The following is a 17,886-nucleotide window of genomic DNA, read 5'->3' as shown; positions in this document are numbered from 1 at the left end:
CAGCCAGCCGATGCGTTATCGATATGCCGGCTTTCGTTGAACGCGCGGTCGGCAAAGCCGACCATCCTACCGCGAGACGACGATGACCCAGCAAGCGTTCCCCAAACTGCTGTCTTCCCAGATCGCCTTCGACATCGCGCGCACCATCCTGGACGGCTTCGACAAGCATTATCGCCTGTTCCGCCAGGCCAGCCAGGCGGCGCGGCGCCACTTCGAGACGGCCGACTGGGCCACCGCCCAGGCAGCCGCGCGCGAACGCATCGATTACTACGACCGGCGCGTGCAGGAATGCGTGCAAGTGCTGCAGGACGCGTACGAGCCCGACGAACTCACGGACCGCGTCTGGCGCGAAACCAAGCTGCACTACATCGGGCAGCTGGCAGGCCACAAGCAGCCGGAACTGGCCGAGACCTTCTTCAATTCGGTCACCTGCATCATCCTGCACCGCAGCTACTACCATAACGACTACATCTTCGTGCGCCCGGTGATCTCCACCGAGTACATCGAGACCGAGGAACACCTGCCGACCTACCGGGTCTACTACCCGGCCGCCGACGGCCTGCGCCTCGCCCTGCGCCGGGTGGTGACCAACTTCCAGTTCGGCGTGCCCTTCGCCGACCTCGACCGCGACGTGGCGCAGGTCGAGGCGCGCCTGGTCGCGGCATTCGGCCTGGACCGCGCGGAATCGAACCTGCAGCTGCAGGTGCTGTCCAACCCCTTTTTCCGCAACAAGGGTGCCTACATCGTCGGCCGCGTCATCAACGGTCCGCGCGACTATCCCTTCGTGGTCCCGGTGCTGCACGAGCGCTCGGGAAAACTGGTGCTCGACACGGTGCTGCTTGATGTCTACCACATCACCCTGCTGTTCAGTTTTACGCGCGCCTACTTTTTGGTGGACATGGAAGTGCCGTCGGCCTACGTGGGCTTCCTGCGCAGCCTGATGCCGCGCAAGCCGCGCAGCGAGATCTACACGGTGCTGGGCCTGCAAAAGCAGGGCAAGACCCTGTTCTACCGCGACTTCCTGCAGCACCTGAAGCACAGCTCCGACCTGTTCCGCATCGCGCCCGGCATCCGCGGCCTGGTGATGCTGGTGTTCGAGCTGCCCTCCTTCCCCTACGTGTTCAAGGTGATCAAGGATTTCTATCCGCCGCCGAAGGACACCACGCGCGCCCAGGTCAAGGAAAAATACCTGCTGGTGAAGCACCACGACCGGGTCGGGCGCATGGCCGACACCCTCGAATATTCCGACGTCGCCTTCCCGCTGGCGCGCTTCTCGGAAGAGCTGCTGAACGAACTGAAGGAGTTCGCCCCATCGCTGGTCGAGACCGAAGGCGAGCGCATCATCGTGCGCCACCTCTACATCGAGCGCCGCATGGTGCCATTGAATCTCTACTTGACCGAGGCCCAGGCTGCCGGCGACGAGGAACGCATCGAGCATGGCGTGATCGAATACGGCAATGCGATCAAGGACCTGGTCGCCGCGAATATCTTCCCCGGCGACATGCTGTACAAGAATTTCGGCGTCACCCGCCATGGCCGCGTCGTATTCTACGATTACGATGAAATCGAGTACCTCACCACTTGCAATTTCCGCGACATCCCGGAAGCGCGCAACGAAGAGGACGAGATGGCCTCGGAGCCCTGGTACCCGATCGGCAGGCATGACGTCTTTCCGGAACAGTTCGGCCGTTTCCTCCTTGGAAATCCGACCATCCGGCACTACTTCATGAAGCACCATGCGGAGCTGTTATCCCGCGCGTATTGGCAATCCCACAAGGACCGCATCCTGGAAGGCGTCGTCGACGACGTGTTCCCCTACCCCCAGCAGATCCGTTTCTGCCATCAAGCACCTATCCCTCATTTGGAGAACCTGAACCATGAATGATCCAGTCGTTATCGTCGGCGCCGCCCGTACCCCGATGGGCGCCTTCCAGGGCGATTTTTCGTCGAAGACGGCGAGCGACCTCGGCGCGGTGGCGATCAAGGCCGCAGTGGAACGCGCCGGCGTCGATGCCAACAGCGTCGAGCACGTCTACTTCGGCAACTGCCTGATGGCCGGCCAGGGCCAGGCCCCGGCGCGCCAGGCGCTGATCAAGGCCGGCCTGCCGCTGTCGACCGGCGCCGTGACCCTCTCCAAGATGTGCGGCTCGGCGATGCAGGCCGCGATCTTCGCCCACGACCAGCTGGTGGCCGGCAGCGCCGACATCGTCGTCGCGGGCGGCATGGAATCGATGACCAACGCTCCCTACCTGATGCCGAAAGCGCGCGGCGGCTACCGCATCGGCCATGCGCCGATGTTCGACCACATGATGCTCGACGGCCTGGAAGACGCCTACTCGCGCAACGAAAAGACCGGCGAAGGCCGCTCGATGGGCACCTTCGCCGAAGAGTGCGTGGCCACTTACCAGTTCACCCGCGAAGAGCAGGACAATTTCGCGATCGAATCGGTCAAGCGCGCCCAGGCCGCCAACAACGAAGGCTGGTTCAACTGGGAAGTGGCGCCGGTGTCCGTCGCCACCCGTACCGGCGAACTGCTGGTCGAGAAGGACGAGGGCCCGATGAAGGCCAAGGTCGACAAGATCCCGTCCCTGAAGCCGGCATTCAAGAAGGACGGCACCGTGACCGCCGCCTCGTCCTCGTCGATCAACGACGGCGCCGCCGCCCTGGTCATGATGCGCGAATCGAAGGCCAAGGAACTCGGCCTGACCCCGATCGCGCGCGTCCTCGGCCACGCCACCCACGCCCAGGAACCGAACCTGTTCACCACCGCCCCGATCGGCGCCATGCAGAAGCTGTTCAAGAAAACCGGCTGGACGGCCGGCGACGTCGACCTGTTCGAGATCAACGAAGCCTTCGCCGCGGTGCCGATGGCCGCCATGCGCGACCTCGACATCCCGCACGGCAAGGTCAACATCCACGGCGGCGCCTGCGCCCTGGGCCACCCGATCGGCGCTTCGGGCGCGCGCATCATCGTCACCCTGCTGGGCGCGCTGAAGCGCACCGGCGGCAAGCGCGGCGTGGCATCGCTGTGCATCGGCGGCGGCGAAGCGACGGCGATGGCGATCGAATTGGTGTAATCCGTAGGGTGGGCGGCTTGTCCGCCCACGCGTCCAAATACAACCGGCATATTGTTAACGCACGGGTTGGTTGAACGCGTGGGCGGGAGACCCGCCCACCCTACGAACAACCTAAGGAGTTTTCCATGCCCACCGCTTTGATCCTCGGCGCCTCGCGCGGCATCGGCCACGAGATGGTGCGCCAATACCGCGAAGACGGCTGGCGCGTGATCGCCACCGCGCGCCAGCAGGAAGACTGCGACGCACTGGCCCGCCTGGGCGCGACCGCCCACCAGCTCGATGTCCTGAGCGCCGACTCGATTGCCGCGCTGGGCTGGCGGCTCGACGACGAGAAGGTCGACGTGGCCTGGCTGGTGGCCGGCGTCTACGGTCCGCGCGGTTCAAGCTTCCCAACCGGTCCCGAATTCGACGCCGTCATGCACACCAACGTGCTGGCGGCCATGCGCCTGATCCCGATCGTCGGCCCGCTGCTGGCAGACAGCCGCGGCAAGCTGGCCGTGCTGTCCTCGAAAATGGGCTCGATCGGCGCGCGCAACGCCACCGAAGGCACCCTGTACCGCGCCAGCAAGGCCGCGCTCAACTCGGTGCTGATGGACGCCGCCATCACCTATGGCGCGCGAGGAGCAACCTGCGTGTCCTTCCACCCGGGCTGGGTCCAGACCGACATGGGCGGCGCCGGCGCCACCCTCACGCCCGAACAAAGCGTGCGCGACCTGCGCGCCACGCTGGCCAGGCTCGACAAGTCCAGCAATGGCGCCTTCCTCGACCACGACGGCACGCCGATCCCGTGGTAATCCCAGACAACGCATAACAACCAACGAGACACCATGATTCTGAGCGAAGAACACCAGATGATCCGCGACGCCCTGCGCAGCTATGCACAGGAGCGCCTGGCCCCGAACGCCGCCCGCTGGGACCGCGATCACTATTTTCCGAAAGACGAGCTGAAGGAACTGGCCGGACTCGGCGCCTTCGGCGTCGCGGTGCCGGAGCAGTACGGCGGCGCGGGCCTCGACTACGTGTCGCTGGCGCTGGTGCTGGAAGAAATCGCGGCCGGCGACGGCGGCACCTCGACCATCATCTCGGTCAACAACTGCCCGGTCTGCTCGATCGCCATGATGTATGCGAACGACGAGCAGAAGGAGCGCTTCCTGCGCCCGCTGGCGCAAGGCGAGATGCTGGGCGCCTTTGCTCTCACCGAGCCGCACACCGGCAGCGACGCCTCGGCGCTGCGCACCACGGCAGTGCGGGATGGCGACCATTACGTCATCAATGGCAGCAAGCAGTTCATCACCAGCGGCAAGTACGGCGACGTGGCCATCGTCCTGGCGGTCACCGACAAGGCGGCCGGCAAGAAGGGCATCAGCGCGTTCTGGGTGCCGACGAACACCCCGGGCTACATCGTGGCCGGCATCGAAGAGAAGATGGGCCAGCACTCGTCGGACACGGCGCAGATCGTGTTCGACAATGCTCGCGTCCCAGTGGAAAACCTGATCGGCCAGGAAGGCATGGGCTACAAGATCGCCCTGTCGGGCCTCGAGGGTGGACGCATCGGCATCGCTTCGCAGTCGGTCGGGATGGCGCGCGCGGCGTACGAAGCCGCGCTTGTCTACGCCAAGGACCGTACCAGTTTCGGCCAGCCGATCTTCGACCACCAGGCCGTGCAGTTCCGCCTGGCCGAGATGGCGATGCAGATCGAAGCCGCGCGCCAGCTGATCCTGCATGCGGCGTCGATGAAGGATGCTGGCCTGCCGTGCCTGAAGGAAGCCGCGATGGCCAAGCTGTTCGCCTCCGAGATGGCCGAGCGCGTGGTCTCCAGCGCCATGCAGGTGTTCGGCGGCTATGGCTATGTGGCCGACTTCCCGGTCGAGCGCATCTACCGCGACGTGCGCGTGTGCCAGATCTATGAAGGCACCAGCGACATCCAGAAGATCCTGATCGCCCGCGCGCTGTGACGCAACAAGCGGTCTCCATCCGTCCCGCCACGGCGGATGACCTGCCGGCGCTGTTCGCCTACCTGGGCGAACAGCTGGCGGAAAACGGATGCGACGGCCTGCTGTTCCAGCCAATGGAGCCCACGCCGGATGGCGTGCCGCAGGCGCTGCGCGAGCGCTTCGCGGCCGGCGTCGCCACGCCAGTCGGCCAGCCGGGCTGGCGCCAGCTGTGGATCGCGCTCGACGCGGCGGGCCGCATCGCCGGCCACATCGACCTGCGCGGCCGTCCGGAACCGGCCTGCAGCCACCGTACCCTGCTCGGCATGGGCGTGCGCCACGACCTGCGCCGCGCCGGCCTGGGCACGCGCCTGGTGCAGGAGGCGCTGGCCTGGGCCCGCGCCGGCGGCTTCGCCTGGGTCGACCTCGAGGTGCTGGCGCAGAACCACAAGGCGCGCGGCCTCTACGCACGCGCCGGTTTCACCGAAACCGGCGCGACCCCGGACCTGTATCGCATCGGCGGAGCATCCGTCGGGGCGGTGTCGATGAGCATTCGGCTGGCCTGATTGCTCGCCGCGCCGATGCCGCGCATGGCGCTTGGCGCTTGGCAGGATCGTTTGGCATCTTGTCCGTTTGAAGCGGCGGCGGGGCGGCACCATGGTGCTGCTCAACCACTTCAGAGGACCACCATGCCCGTATCCAAATTCATTACGCTGCTCACGCTCAACGCGGCCCTGGCCATCATGCCCTGGCACGGCGCCGCTGCGTTCGAGACCCTTCCGGAATCCCGGCTGCACGCCGATCAGGCCTCGCCCGAATCGATTGGCCGCTTCCAGCCGCGTGAGGGGCGCACGCGCCCCGTCGTTGCCGTGGTCGGCGAGAACCGCGGCACCGAGATGACCGACTTCGTCATCCCCTACAGCATCCTGAGCGAAGCCGGCACTGCCGAAGTGCATGCGCTGGCCGTTCGGCCCGGCCCCGTCACCATGCGGCCCACCTCTCTGAAACTGCTGCCGCATGGGACGCTGGCCCAATTCGACGTCCAGTATCCCACCGGGGCCGACATCGTCGTCGTGCCGGCCGTCGCCGACCGCGCGGAACCGACCCTGCTGGCATGGATCGCCGCGCAGGGCGCAAAAGGCGCCCTGGTGGTCAGCATCTGCGATGGCGCGCTGGTGGTGGCCAGGACCGGCCTGATGAACGGCCGGCGCGGCACTGCGCACTGGTTCACGCACGAGATGCGCACGAAGGAGTTTCCGGACACCGTCTGGTTGAAAAATACGCGCTATGTCGTCGACGGGAACGTCATGTCGAGCGCAGGCATCAGCGCCGCCATACCGACCGCGCTCGCCCTGGTGGAAGCCATCGCCGGGCGCGAACGGGCGGCCACGGTCGCGGCCCGGTATGGCGTCGCCGACTGGGGGCCGGGCCATGACAGCGAACGTTTCGTTCCGCGCTTCGGGCACAACCTGTCCGGACACTTCACGACAGCGTATGCGAACCGATGGTTCCACTCGGCCGACAGCGTCGGCGTGCCGGTCCGTGCCGGCGTCGACGACGTGGCGCTGGCCTTGACGATGGATGCCTACTCGCGCACCGGGCGCAGCCGCGCGCTCGCGCTTGCATCCAGCGACGCCCCCTTCGTGACCAGGAACGGACTGAGCTTCATCCCCGACGGCGTGGCCACCACCACCAGGCCATCGCGCATGCTGCCGGCACTGCCGACCGAACCCACGGCGCGTGTATTCGACCGTGTGCTGGACGGCATCGACAGCGACTATGGGCGCAATACGGCCGACGGCGTCGCCTATGACTTCGAGTACACGCGCGGCATGAAGTAAACAGCGGATCCCGTCATGGGTCCTGCCGGGCAGCAGCGGGGTCGGCGGAGCGGGCGCTCTGGAAGCGGGCGCGGAAATCGCCCGGGGCAGACCGGATGTGCCGGTGGAAGGCCTGCCGCATCGTCTCGGCCGAACCGAAGCCGCAGCGTTGGGCCACCCGTGCAAGCGGCAGGTCGGTATCGGTCAGCATGCGGCGCGCCGCATCGACGCGCAGCAGCTCGACGTACTTGGCAGGCGCCATCCGCATCTTCTCGACGAAGCGGCGGGCGAAATTGCGGGGACTCATCGCGACCCGCTCCGCCAGGAGCTCGACGGACAGCTCGAGCGCGAGGTTGTTCTCGATCCAGCGGTTCAGTTCATCGAAGCGGTCCGTGTCCGCCGCGCTCGACTGCACGGCCAGCTGCGCGCTGAACTGGGCCTGGCCGCCAGGGCGCTTGAGGAAGACGACCAGGTTGCGCGCCACATCCAGCGCCATGGACCGGCCGAGGTCGGACTCGACCAGCGCCAGCGCATAGTCGATGCCCGCCGAGATGCCGGCCGACGTATGGCAGCTTTCGACGTCGACGAACAGCGCGTCCCGGTCCAGTTCGATCGAAGGAAACAGGTTGGCGAACTCGTCGAAATGGGCCCAGTGCGTGGTGGCGCGCTTGTGATCCAACAAGCCGGTTCCCGCCAGCGCGAACGCCCCGGTACAGATCGATCCGACACGGCGGGCGCGGCCGCACAGGCTGCGCAATCCATCCATCAGCACGGGATCGCCGACGGCTTGCCGGGCGCCCGGGCCGCCCGCCACGAGCAGGGTGTCCGTCGTGAGCGTCTCATCCAGCACCGCGCAGTCCGCGAACATCCTCATGCCCGAGGTGCTCGGGATCGGCTCGCCGCGCGGACTTGCCAGGCGCAATTCGTAGGGCGGGGCCTTGCCGCGCTCGGACATCAGGGAATTGGCCATGCTGAAGACGTCGAGCGGTCCGGTGACATCGAGGGCGATTACCGGCGGCAGCGCCACGATGACGACGCGGTGCCGTCCTGTCAGGTTCAGAGAGCTCATGCTTGATGTCCGATCTCGACCACGTTGTCATCCAAGGAAATAAGAACCAGGCGGCCGGCCGGGCGCGGCCTGGCAGGATTCCCGGTTGTTTTGTCCGGCCTGGCCGCTTCCGTTCCGGAATACTGGATTCTCCCGGCGTCGCGCCATGACCTCTGCAAACAGAAAGGATTTTATGATGTTCAGCGTTAAACGGATACTCATCGCGGCGGCCTCCCTTGGCCTCGCCGCATGCGCCATGACGGCGCCGCCCGACAAGCTCGATCTGCGCACCACCCGGGTAACGGCGGACGGACAGTTCCAGGTGTCGATCCATCCGCTGGTCCGGAGCATCCCTGTGAACCAGATCCATGCCTGGGAAATCGACATCAGGAACGCCACCGGCGCGCCGGTCAGCGGCGCGAAGATCGATGTCGATGGCGGCATGCCGCAGCATCTGCATGGCTACCCGACGCAGCCGAGGGTCACCGCCGACCTGGGCAATGGCCGGTACCGGCTCGATGGCGTGAAGTTCAGCATGACCGGTTGGTGGGAAATGAAGCTGAAGATCCAGGCGGGCGAGCGTACGGATCAGGTTACCTTCAACACCATCGTCACCGAACCGGTCGAGGGCTAGCCGTGGCGCCGCGCTTTCTGCTGCCGGCATGCGCCGGCGCCCTGATTTTCATCGCGGGCAGCCAGGCGGTGCTGGGAAACAGCATCGCCAGCGTGCTGCGCGACGGCTGGACGGCCAGGGAAGTGTCCTTGATGAAGACGCTGCATATCAGCACCCTGGGCGAGGGCGCGCCCGATCCGTCGAACGCGGTCGAGTCGCGCCAGGATGCGGCGGCGCTGGGCAAGAAGCTGTTCTTCGACCAGCGCCTGAGCGCGAACGGGCGCATCTCGTGCGAGCTGCCACGTGCCTGCACAGCAGTTCCAGGATGGCCGGCCACTGGGCATCGGCATCGCGACCGGAAAGCGCCGGACCATGCCCGTGGTCGACAGCGCCCGCGGGGCCTGGCAGTTCTGGGACGGGCGCAAGGACAGCCTGTGGTCGCAGGCCCTGGGGCCGATGGAAGATCCGGCAGAACACGGCGGCAACCGTGTTGCGTATGCCAGGGTGATGCTGGAGCACTACCGCCCGGATTATGAAGCGGTGTTCCAGCCGTTGCCCGCAAGCGCAGGCTGGCCGCGCGCTGCGGGCCCCAACGGCAGCGCGTCCGAACGCGCTGCCTGGGAGAGCATGACGCCGCTGCAACGCCAGGAGGTGTCGCGCGTATTCGCCAACATGGGGAAAGCCATTGCCGCCTACGAAAAGACGCTGCATTTCGCGCCCTCGCGGCTGGACGACTACATCGGCGGCGTTACCGGGCTGGGCCCCGAGGCTCCAGCGGCCCTGAACAGCGCGGAAAAGCGCGGCCTGCGTCTTTTCATGGGCAAGGCACAGTGCATCAGCTGCCATGCGGGCCCCTTGATGAGCGACCAGCATTTTCACAACACTGGCGTACCGCCGCGCCTGGGAAGCCGGCCCGATGCGGGCAGGTCTGCGGCGATCGACGCCGTATTGCGCGACGAGTTCAATTGCCTGGGCCCGTACAGCGATGCCCGGCGTGAGCAATGCGCCGAGCTGGAATTCATTGCGGCCGACGATCCGCACATGGTGGGGGCGTTCAAGACGCCGGGACTGCGCAACGTAGCCCAGCGCGCGCCCTACATGCATGCGGGGCAGATCGCCACCCTCGAGGAGGTCGTGCGCCACTATGCGAACGCGCCGCGGGCTGCCATCGGACGCAACGAGCGTCAACCGGTCCCGCTTACCGCATCTGAACTGGCCGACCTGGTGAGTTTTCTACATAGCTTGAATTCGCCGATCACGGAGCATCCACCGTTGAAGCGACGTCCCGGACCTTGACTGCACCGGAGATCATCCGCCTTCGACTACCCGCGAGGAGTGCGACGACACCAGCACCCAGTCGCCGCCGCGCTTGACCCATACGCGGGTGAAGCGGAAGCGCCCTTGCCAAGGCTTGCCGTCGGTAAGCGCGGACTGCACGCTGGTGCCGTTGACGACGGCCATGTCGCCGTACTCGCGGATCGCCACCCCTTCGTTGCGGATTTCTCCATTGACGCGCTTGCGCGTGCTGAGGTCGGCCAGGTAGTCGGCCTTGTGCTGGACCTTGCCGTCCGAGTGCACCAGCACGAAGGCCGGGTCGATCAACCGGTCGAGGGCGGCCACGTCGGCCTGTTGGCGCAGCGCATTCCACGAGGCGTCGCGTGCCGCCAGGACAGCATCGGCCGCCAGTGCCGCGCATGGCGTGACAAAGAATACGGCGCAACACAGCTGTTTGATCATCATGTCATCCTCAGGATACTGCGGGTTCGAGCAGGGTCACGGTCTGGCTGGCGGTGTCGAGCCGCGCATTGACGCCGACCGGGATGGTGAACTGGTGGCGGATATGCCCGATCGAATAGCCCGTCACCGCCGGGATGGTCAAGGGCTTGAGGTGCTGGTCGAAGGTCTGGTCCAGCGTCAATGAGCGCTTGCCCTCCTCCGGCGCGCAGTCCTCGCAGATGCCGAGCATGACGCCGGCCGCATGCGCAAAGCCTGTCGAGAGATCGAGCTGGGTCAGCAGGCGGTCCAGGCGGTAGGGCGCCTCGTCCACCTCTTCCAGGAACAGCAGGCCGCCGCGGAAGTCGGCCGCATATGGCGTGCCGCACAAGGCCGCCACGATCGACAGGTTGCCGCCAAGTAGCGGGCCGGTCGCCGTGCCCGCCGTGAGGGTGCGGATGCCGAAGTGCGAAGCTGTCTGCGCCTTCAGTGCGTTCTCCGGCGCCATCGGAATCGTGTAGTGCGGACGCGGATCGCACAGCACGGCCATCATGTGCTCGCGCGAATAGTCGGCCAGCGTCGACGAGGCCACCGGACCGTGGAAGCTGACCAGGCCGGTCTTGTTGTAGATCGCCAGGTGCAGCGCCGTGATGTCCGAATAACCGAGCAGGATCTTCGGGTGGCGCCGGATCAGGCCGTAGTCGAGTTGCGACAGCAGCGAGATGCAGCCGGAGCCGCCGCGGATCGGCCAGATCATCTTTACTTCCGAGTCGGCGAACATGCCGTGCAGGTCGGCCAGGCGCTGCTGTACCGAGCCTGCGTAGTTGCCGAAGGAAGCTCCCAGGTAAGTACCCACTTTGGCGCGCAGGCCCAGCGCTTCGATATTCTGGACGGATTTTTCGATCAGGCGGTCGTTGACGACGCCGCCGGGAGCGACCAGGCCGACCAGGTCGCCAGGCCGCAGGCGCGGGGGTTTGATGAGGCGCTTCACGGCGCGCGCAGGCGCGGCTGCGGCAAGCCCGGGGACGGAGATGGCGGCTGCGACGGAAGCGCCGAAGCCGCGCCGGCTGATTTTCATACGCGACTTGAAAAGAAAACGGCCCGCGCCGCGGAGGCTTGCGCCTCCCCCGACAGCGGGCCGCCAAAGACGATCAACTTAGAAGAACTTGTAGGTCGCCATCAGGGTGAACGCGCGGCCACGCGGGTCGGCCACGCGCGGTTCCCAGGTGCTGCCTGCGCCGGTGTTGCTGTCGTAGGTGATCGCGAACGGCGGATCTTCATCCAGGATGTTCTTGATGCCCGCGGTCAGCGTCACGTTCTTGAAGCCGGTGTAGGTGGTCGTCAGGTGGAAGATCGAATAGGCGTCCACCTTCGGATTGTAGTTCGACGGCTTGACCAGCCCATTCGCGACACCCGGCAGCACCTGGTCGTCATAGCCGGAACGATAGATGTTCTGCAGCATGGTGTTCCAGTTGCCGTGCTTGTAGGTCGCATAGGCGCTGTGCTTCCACTTCAGGCCCAGGTCGCCGGTGAAGACGAAACGGCCCACTTCGCTCTTGCCGAATTCGGCATTGGTCGTGGCGCGCGATTTCTTCTCCAGCAGGCGCGAACCATCGATGCCCAGGGTCCACTGCGAACCGGTACTGAACTTGCCGTTGAAGCGGGCGCCCACTTCGAGGCCGCGGGTAATGCGCTCGCCGGCGTTGACCCAGCGCTGGTCGATCGCGCCAATGAGGCCCGTGTCAGGGAAACGCAGGAAGCGCTCCGAGAACAGGTTGTAGTTCGCCACCATGGTCGCGGTGCTGAACGAGTCGATGGTGTTCTGCTTGCGGATCTCCCAGATGTCGGCGTTGGCCGAGAACCAGTTGAATGGCTCGATCACGACGCCGACGGTGCCCTGTTTGGCGGTTTCCGGACCCAGGTCCGACTTGCCGCCGGTGAGGATGGTCGGGGTGATCGATTCGCAGCCGGGCTTGGTGGCGTCGACCAGGCCGCTCGGGCACTTGGCCGGGTCGACCAGGTCCTTGCCGGCGTACGGCGACTCGGTGACGCCGTTGTACAGCTGGTTGAAGGACGGGGCGCGGAAGCCCTCGTTGTACGAACCGCGGAACAGCAGCTGCGGGATCGGCTGGTAGCGGAACGAGACCTTCGGATTGGTGGTGCTGCCGATGCCGCTGTAGTGGTCGCGGCGGATCGCCAGCGTCACGTCCAGGTTCTTGACCACCGGGATCAGCAGCTCGGCGTAGACCGCCTTGATGTCGCGGTGCACGCCGTCCAGCGCGTTCACGTCGTCGAAGGGCGCGTTCAGGATCACCGGACGGGCGGACGCGGCACGCAGGTCACCATTGAACTCGTACTCTTCGCGACGCAGGTCGAAGCCGACGGCGCCCATCACGGTGCCGGCCGGCAGAGCGAACAGCTCGCCCGACAGCGCGCCGTCGACCTGGGTCAGCGTGGTCTTGCCGCCATACATGACGACGCCTTCGGCCGACGTGCTCTTGATCAGGTCGAGCGCTTCCTGCGACTGGGTCTGGCCGGGCAGCAGGAAGGGATTGATCTTGCCGGTGCCCAGCGCGTCAGCCAGGGCCTTGGTGTAGTTGTAGCCGGTGCCAAGGGTCGACTCCGACTCGCTGAAGGCGCGCGAGGCGCCGACACGGTAGTCGAAGCTGCGGCCGAACAGGTTGACCGGACCGTCGGCGCCGACCAGCACGCGACCGGCCTTGGACTCGGTCACGATCTCGCGGTTGCCGCACTCCATGCAGCGCCAGCGGTAGGCGATCGGCAGGCCGTAGTTGGCGGAGATGCTCGGGAATACCTTGACCAGTGCGTTGTACACGGTGTCGTAGGCTGCGCCGGTGCGCGGATACCACGAGGTGACCGGGAAGGTGGTGGCGCCCGGCGAAATCTGGTTCGGCGAGAAGCGCTTGGCCACTTCGACGTTCGAGCCCACGGCTTCGGCGAAGAACTGGTGGTCGCCCGACTGGAAGGTGGCGCGCGCCAGCGCATTGCTGTTCTTGACCGGCTGCTGCAGCACGGCCGCGCGGCCGGTGTCCCAGGCGCAGCCGTAGGCGGCGCCGGCGCTGTTCCACAATTTCTCGTCGTACGGGCCCTGGCCGTCGATGCTGGTGCAGCCCGCGCCGCCCGGCAGGTCGAGAATGCTGATGCCGCTATAGGTGGTGGTGCCTCCGCCCGGGATGACCGGGCCGGTGCCGGTGCGCGACAGCAGCGACGGGCCGACGGTGCTGGCGAACACGTTGGCGTGCGGCGAGCCGCGGGTGTCCACCGACACGCCGCGATCGGGCTGGAAGGTGTTCACGAAGTCGCGCTGGTCGCCGCGCAGGGCCTTGTTCTGGCTGTGTGCGACGGTGGCGAGCACGTTCCAGCCGTCGGTCTGCAGGTCGCCCCAGCCGCCGGTGATCGACGCGCGGCCGATCTCGCTGCCGCCCGCTTCGGGGACGTCGACGAAGGCCTGGGCTTCCAGGCCCTTGTAGTTCTTTTTCAGGATGAAGTTGATCACGCCGCCGATCGCGTCGGTGCCGTAGATCGCGGACGCGCCGTCCTTCAGGACTTCGACGCGGTCCACCGCCGCCATCGGGATCGAGTTCAGGTCGACCGCCGAACCCTTCATGCCGTGGGTCGCCACGCGGCGGCCGTTCAGCAGCACCAGGGTCGAGTCGGCGCCCTGGCCGCGCAGGTTGGCCGACGAGGCGCCGTTGTTGCCGCGCTGCGCACCCGAGGTGACGTCGGCGTTCGAGGCCAGGTTGTCCGAGCCATTGCCGTTCACGTTCAGCGTCGCGATCAGCTGCTCGGCGGTGACGATGCCCTGTGCTTCCAGCTGCCTGGCGGTGATGATCTCGAGCGGCAAGGCGCCTTCCTTGGCGATGCGCTTGATGCTACTGCCGGTGATCTCGACACGCTGTATTGGGCCGGAGACCTGCACGTTTTGTGCGACTGCCGGGCTGGCGATGCCGATCAGGGCGATCAAATGGGCGAGCTTGTTTAACTTCACGCGTTTCTCCTAACGTTTTCCCTTGGCGGCCGAAGACTGCCTGGCCGACTTCTCTTTTAGTAATGTGATGTCATTACCTTATTGTTCGATTTTCAGAGTACGCCCAGGTATTTGGCGCCATCCAATGAAATATCCGGCGGCCAGTATAACTAACAGGAATATTTAATTTGGGAAAAAGTCACGGAACCTGGCGGCTCACTCTGCCAGAGCGTGCCCTTTGCGCAACATCGACGTCCAGATAGCGCCAGGTCGTGAATTCGACAGGGTGGCGTTTGTAGTTTTTCAGCCACGGATGGCGCAAATCGCCCGACAGCACATGGGTCAGCGGCACCCAGGGGTTGTAAGCGTGAATCAGCTGGTTCATTTCGAAATACAGCTTCTGGCGCACCGGTCCGTCGCTGAGTTGGCGCGCCTGCTCGTAGCGTTCGTTATAGGCCGGCAGGTTAAAGCGCGAATAATTCGCGCGGCCGGCATTCGGGCCGTACAGCAGCTGATAAAAATTGTCGCCGTCGGGGAAGTCGGCGATCCAGTTACTCTCGAACATCTGGACCGTGCCGAGGCGCGAGGCCTTGATGATCTCGGTTTTTTTATCGGACTTGAATGCCACGCGCAGGCCGATCGCATTCAGGCACTTGCGCCACAACTCGTCGCGCAGGCGCCCGCTCACCGTGGCTTCGCTGTGCATGGTGAGCGTCAGCGGTTTGTCGTCCGGCGTGCGCCGAAACCCATCGGCGTCGCGCCGGGTATAGCCGTAGCGGTCCAGCAGCGCGTTGGCAAGCGCCGGGTCGTAGGGCACGGGGCTGCGGTAGTCCGGGTCGTAGCCCAGCACGTTGGGCGGCAGCGGCGACTCGGCCTTGATCGCGAAGCCTTTCTTGAGCAGCGCGATGTCCTCGGCATTGTTATAGGCGAGCGAGATCGCGCGCCGCAGCGCCACCCGTTCCTTGCCGTAGCCGCCCACCACCGGGTCGGTCATGTTCATCCACATGTAGTAGGTCTGCAGCACCGGGAAGCGCGACAGCACGATGCCGCGCGCCGCCAGTTCCGGTTTCAGGCGCCCACCGCGCACCACCATGTCAGTCATCGACTCGGGAATCTGCTCGAGGTAGTCGTACTCGGCGTTCAGGAAGCCGAGCATGCGGCCCTGGAATTCCTCGGCCACGCGCAGCTCGATCCGGTCCACCCGCGGCAGGCGCTTGCCGTCGAGGGCGGCGGCGATCGCCCGGTCTTCCGCACTGTACTTCTCTCCGGGCGCGGCATGGAACACGGCGCTCGAATAGGGGTTCGCCAGCAGGACGATACGGTCGCTGCGCTTCCATTCACCGACCATGAAGGGGCCGGTGCCGACGGGGTGGTTGCCGGCCTGGCCCGGATAGGCCTCGATCACCTCGCGCGCCACCACGCCGCCGGCCGGCACCGCCAGGTAGAACAGGAAGTTGTTGTCGGGAGCCTTGAGGCGGATGCGCAGCGTGTAGCGGTCCGGCGCCTGCAGGCCCGCCACCGGCTTGTCGACGTCGTAGGGCGCCTTGAGCACTTCGTCACCCAGGATCTTCCCTTCGAACATATACGCCCAAGGAGATTTGAGCGCCGGGTCGTACAGGCGCTTGATGCTGTAGACGTAGTCCTGGGCCGTCATCTCGCGCTTCACACCCTTGAAGGCCGGGTCCGGCGTGAAGTAGATGCCGGGGCGCAGGCGGAAGGTGTAGGTCAGTCCGTCGGCGCTCACTTCCGGCATGGCGGTGGCCGTGTTCGGGCGCAGCTTCGCCGGGCGCGCCAGGTAGTCGTAGCGCAGCAGCGGGTCGAACAGGTTCTCCAGCAGCGACAGGGTGGCGTTGTCCGAGGCCACGGCCGGGTCCAGGCCGGTCTCGCTGGTGGACAGGAACATGCGCAGGACTTTTTCAGGCGCGGGCGGCTGCGCGCCTGCGCTGCCGGCGCATAGCAGGGGAAACAGGAGAGCGGCTGCGGTCAGGCGAAAGGACATGGCGGGGCGGGGTTAAAGGCGCAAGCGGCGGTGCTACTGCTTCACCGGCGTGAGTTCGATTTCCTGCACCCTCGGATCGCGTTCCGGAGTGAGCGTGAATCGGACGTCGACCGTGCCGCGCTCGCCGACCAGCGGGAAGCTGCCGCGCAGCCAGTTCTCGGCCTTGATCGGGCCAACCGAGGTGATCTTCCCGATCGGCTCGAGCTGTTCGCGCGCGTGCGCGATCCAGTCGTCGCGCGAGCGGTCCTGGAACAGGTTTCCGGCTGCGATCGCGCTTGCCAGGGACGCGTCCCACGACTGCACCAGCTGCGCCACCTGCCCATGGCGCGTGGCCAGGATCGGCGATACGGCAACTGGCGGCGGCCCGAGACCGGCTCCCTCGATCAGCATGAACACCGCCTTGTTGGTAGGTCCATATACCGGTCCATAGCGCAGGTTGGTGAAGGCGAATACGCCCACCCCGTGGTGGGGCGCAAAATTGACCTGGCTGCCAAAGCCGGGCAGTCCGCCCCCATGGCTGAGCGACACGACGTCGTGGCTGTCGCGCACCCAGCGCAGGCCGTAACCGTAGAAGCTGACCCGTGGATTCGGCGTTTTACCGTCAAGCAGGGTTGCCTTGGGCGACAAGCCGCCAAACGCTTGCGGCAGGTGCATCTCGCGCAGCGAGGCGCGCCGCAGCGGTCCGCGCTCGGGATCGTCGCGCGCCGGCCAGGCATCCAGGTGGAAGGCGATGTAGCGCGCGAAATCATCCGCCGTCGTGATCAGCCCGCCCATTGCGGCGCCATCGCCGTCGGGCAGGATCGGCTCGCGCTCCCAGTGGTCGCGGTCCCAGCGGTAGCCCAGCGCCAGCCGGCCCGGCGCCGCTTGCGTATATTCCCAGCGCGTGTCGTGCATGCCCAACGGCCGCAGGATCTGGCGGGTGATGTAATCCTGGAAGCGCATGCTGGAGGCCTTGCTCACCACCTTGCCCAGCATGATATAGCCGAGGTTGCTGTACTCGAAGCTGTGTCCCGGCGCATTGGAGAACGACAGCCCGGCGCCGACCAGCTGCGCGATGGCGGCGTTCGACAAGGCCATCTGGCGGTCGCCCCAGGGATTGTCCTCGGGCAGCCCGGCGGTCATGGTCATCAGGTGGCGCACCGTCAGCGCGGGCGAGTCGGTGGTCGGCAGTTTGACGCGGCGCAGTTCAGGCAGGTAGTTGGCGACCGGATCGTCGAGCCGCAGTTTGCCGGCGTCGCGCAACTTCAGCGCCGCCATCGCCACGAAGCTCTTGCTCATCGAAGCAATGCGAAATTCGGTGGAGCTGGTAACGGGGGTCTTGCGTTCCACATCGGCCAGGCCGAGCGAGCGCAGGTGCACCAGCTTGCCGTCGAGGACCACGCCGTACACCAGGCCCGGCAGGTGCTCCTTGCCGGCCAGCTCGGTGTACATCTTGTCGATCTGGGGAAGGAGCGCGGCCACGCGTTCGCTCCGGCTCGCAGCCGGCGGGTTTGCCTGCCCATGAGCAGGCGCGAGGGCGACGCTGCCAAGCACGAACAGAAGGCTGCACAGGATAGGGCGAAGTGGGCGGTGCATGCTGGTCTCTCTCCGGTAAGCGCAACTTCAGGGAAAAGATTATGCCCTGATTCGCATGCCATTGAGCAAACAAAAACGCCGGCCACAATGCGCATGACAAGGCGGTTTCCCCTATAGCCGGG

General features: G+C 66.0%; 13 protein-coding genes and 1 pseudogene. 8 read left to right on the top strand and 6 right to left on the bottom strand.

The features are described from left to right. The first annotated feature begins 82 nt into the window (after nucleotides 1–82). The 6 genes from aceK (at nucleotide 83) to AC56KL_RS18425 (ending at nucleotide 6,849) form a co-directional block, all read left to right on the top strand. The gene (gene aceK / locus AC56KL_RS18450; protein ID WP_497181627.1) at nucleotides 83–1,885 is read left to right on the top strand and encodes a bifunctional isocitrate dehydrogenase kinase/phosphatase; all 1,803 of its coding nucleotides are present in this window, start codon (nucleotides 83–85) and stop codon (nucleotides 1,883–1,885) included. Further along, nucleotides 1,878–3,077, top strand: a complete 1,200-nt coding sequence (locus AC56KL_RS18445; RefSeq protein ID WP_497181626.1) for an acetyl-CoA C-acyltransferase — start codon at nucleotides 1,878–1,880, stop codon at nucleotides 3,075–3,077. The genes aceK and AC56KL_RS18445 overlap by 8 nt, the downstream gene beginning before the upstream one ends. Before the next feature lie 125 nt (nucleotides 3,078–3,202). Then, a complete protein-coding gene (locus tag AC56KL_RS18440; RefSeq protein WP_497181625.1) occupies nucleotides 3,203–3,871 on the top strand; it encodes an SDR family oxidoreductase in 669 nt (222 codons plus the stop codon). 33 nt (nucleotides 3,872–3,904) lie between these two features. Next, nucleotides 3,905–5,032, top strand: coding sequence for an acyl-CoA dehydrogenase family protein (locus AC56KL_RS18435; RefSeq protein WP_497181624.1), 1,128 nt, complete (start codon nucleotides 3,905–3,907; stop codon nucleotides 5,030–5,032). Next, nucleotides 5,029–5,574 carry a GNAT family N-acetyltransferase gene (locus AC56KL_RS18430; RefSeq protein WP_497181623.1) on the top strand — a complete coding sequence of 182 codons (546 nt, stop codon included), beginning with the start codon at nucleotides 5,029–5,031 and terminating at the stop codon, nucleotides 5,572–5,574. The genes AC56KL_RS18435 and AC56KL_RS18430 overlap by 4 nt, the downstream gene beginning before the upstream one ends. 123 nt (nucleotides 5,575–5,697) lie before the next feature. Continuing rightward, complete coding sequence (locus AC56KL_RS18425) at nucleotides 5,698–6,849, top strand: DJ-1/PfpI family protein (protein ID WP_497181622.1); 1,152 nt, start codon at nucleotides 5,698–5,700, stop codon at nucleotides 6,847–6,849. Between the two features lie 13 nt (nucleotides 6,850–6,862). Here the strand turns inward: AC56KL_RS18425 and AC56KL_RS18420 are convergent, their stop codons facing one another. After that, the gene (locus tag AC56KL_RS18420; protein ID WP_497181621.1) at nucleotides 6,863–7,897 is read right to left on the bottom strand and encodes a GlxA family transcriptional regulator; all 1,035 of its coding nucleotides are present in this window, start codon (nucleotides 7,895–7,897) and stop codon (nucleotides 6,863–6,865) included. Nucleotides 7,898–8,042: 145 nt separating this feature from the next. Between AC56KL_RS18420 and AC56KL_RS18415 the strand changes: the two genes are divergently transcribed. Beyond that, nucleotides 8,043–8,510: a FixH family protein gene (locus AC56KL_RS18415; protein WP_497181620.1), complete on the top strand. Its 468-nt coding sequence runs from the start codon at nucleotides 8,043–8,045 to the stop codon at nucleotides 8,508–8,510. Nucleotides 8,511–8,641: 131 nt separating this feature from the next. Beyond that, nucleotides 8,642–9,785 (top strand): annotated as a pseudogene (locus AC56KL_RS18410) (cytochrome-c peroxidase). 12 nt (nucleotides 9,786–9,797) lie between these two features. Here AC56KL_RS18410 and AC56KL_RS18405 read toward each other — a convergent pair. The 5 genes from AC56KL_RS18405 to AC56KL_RS18385 all read right to left on the bottom strand — a co-directional run bounded on the left by AC56KL_RS18405 (nucleotide 9,798) and on the right by AC56KL_RS18385 (nucleotide 17,650). Beyond that, nucleotides 9,798–10,229, bottom strand: coding sequence for a nuclear transport factor 2 family protein (locus AC56KL_RS18405; RefSeq protein ID WP_497181619.1), 432 nt, complete (start codon nucleotides 10,227–10,229; stop codon nucleotides 9,798–9,800). A gap of 7 nt (nucleotides 10,230–10,236) precedes the next feature. Further along, entirely contained in the window at nucleotides 10,237–11,280 is a 1,044-nt protein-coding gene (locus AC56KL_RS18400) for a S66 peptidase family protein (protein WP_497181618.1), read from the bottom strand. A gap of 78 nt (nucleotides 11,281–11,358) precedes the next feature. Further along, the gene (locus AC56KL_RS18395; RefSeq protein WP_497181617.1) at nucleotides 11,359–14,211 is read right to left on the bottom strand and encodes a TonB-dependent receptor domain-containing protein; all 2,853 of its coding nucleotides are present in this window, start codon (nucleotides 14,209–14,211) and stop codon (nucleotides 11,359–11,361) included. 178 nt (nucleotides 14,212–14,389) lie between these two features. Further along, a complete protein-coding gene (locus tag AC56KL_RS18390; RefSeq protein ID WP_497181616.1) occupies nucleotides 14,390–16,189 on the bottom strand; it encodes an ABC transporter substrate-binding protein in 1,800 nt (599 codons plus the stop codon). A gap of 33 nt (nucleotides 16,190–16,222) precedes the next feature. Continuing rightward, nucleotides 16,223–17,650, bottom strand: coding sequence for a serine hydrolase domain-containing protein (locus AC56KL_RS18385; RefSeq protein WP_497181615.1), 1,428 nt, complete (start codon nucleotides 17,648–17,650; stop codon nucleotides 16,223–16,225). Nucleotides 17,651–17,886 lie beyond the last annotated feature (236 nt).

The organism is Telluria sp. ZB4P34, assembly GCF_059686055.1.
The sequence above is the reverse complement of the archived record's forward strand: the minus strand, read 5'-3'. Positions and strand labels throughout refer to the sequence as shown.

What these genes read in the sequence shown, in the direction of transcription:
- aceK (WP_497181627.1), top strand. Translation starts at nt 83, where the DNA reads ATGACCCAGCAAGCGTTCCCCAAACTGCTGTCTTCCCAGATCGCCTTC.
- AC56KL_RS18445 (WP_497181626.1), top strand. Translation starts at nt 1,878, where the DNA reads ATGAATGATCCAGTCGTTATCGTCGGCGCCGCCCGTACCCCGATGGGC.
- AC56KL_RS18440 (WP_497181625.1), top strand. Translation starts at nt 3,203, where the DNA reads ATGCCCACCGCTTTGATCCTCGGCGCCTCGCGCGGCATCGGCCACGAG.
- AC56KL_RS18435 (WP_497181624.1), top strand. Translation starts at nt 3,905, where the DNA reads ATGATTCTGAGCGAAGAACACCAGATGATCCGCGACGCCCTGCGCAGC.
- AC56KL_RS18425 (WP_497181622.1), top strand. Translation starts at nt 5,698, where the DNA reads ATGCCCGTATCCAAATTCATTACGCTGCTCACGCTCAACGCGGCCCTG.
- AC56KL_RS18420 (WP_497181621.1), bottom strand. Translation starts at nt 7,897, where the DNA reads ATGAGCTCTCTGAACCTGACAGGACGGCACCGCGTCGTCATCGTGGCG.
- AC56KL_RS18415 (WP_497181620.1), top strand. Translation starts at nt 8,043, where the DNA reads ATGACCTCTGCAAACAGAAAGGATTTTATGATGTTCAGCGTTAAACGG.
- AC56KL_RS18405 (WP_497181619.1), bottom strand. Translation starts at nt 10,229, where the DNA reads ATGATGATCAAACAGCTGTGTTGCGCCGTATTCTTTGTCACGCCATGC.
- AC56KL_RS18400 (WP_497181618.1), bottom strand. Translation starts at nt 11,280, where the DNA reads ATGAAAATCAGCCGGCGCGGCTTCGGCGCTTCCGTCGCAGCCGCCATC.
- AC56KL_RS18390 (WP_497181616.1), bottom strand. Translation starts at nt 16,189, where the DNA reads ATGTCCTTTCGCCTGACCGCAGCCGCTCTCCTGTTTCCCCTGCTATGC.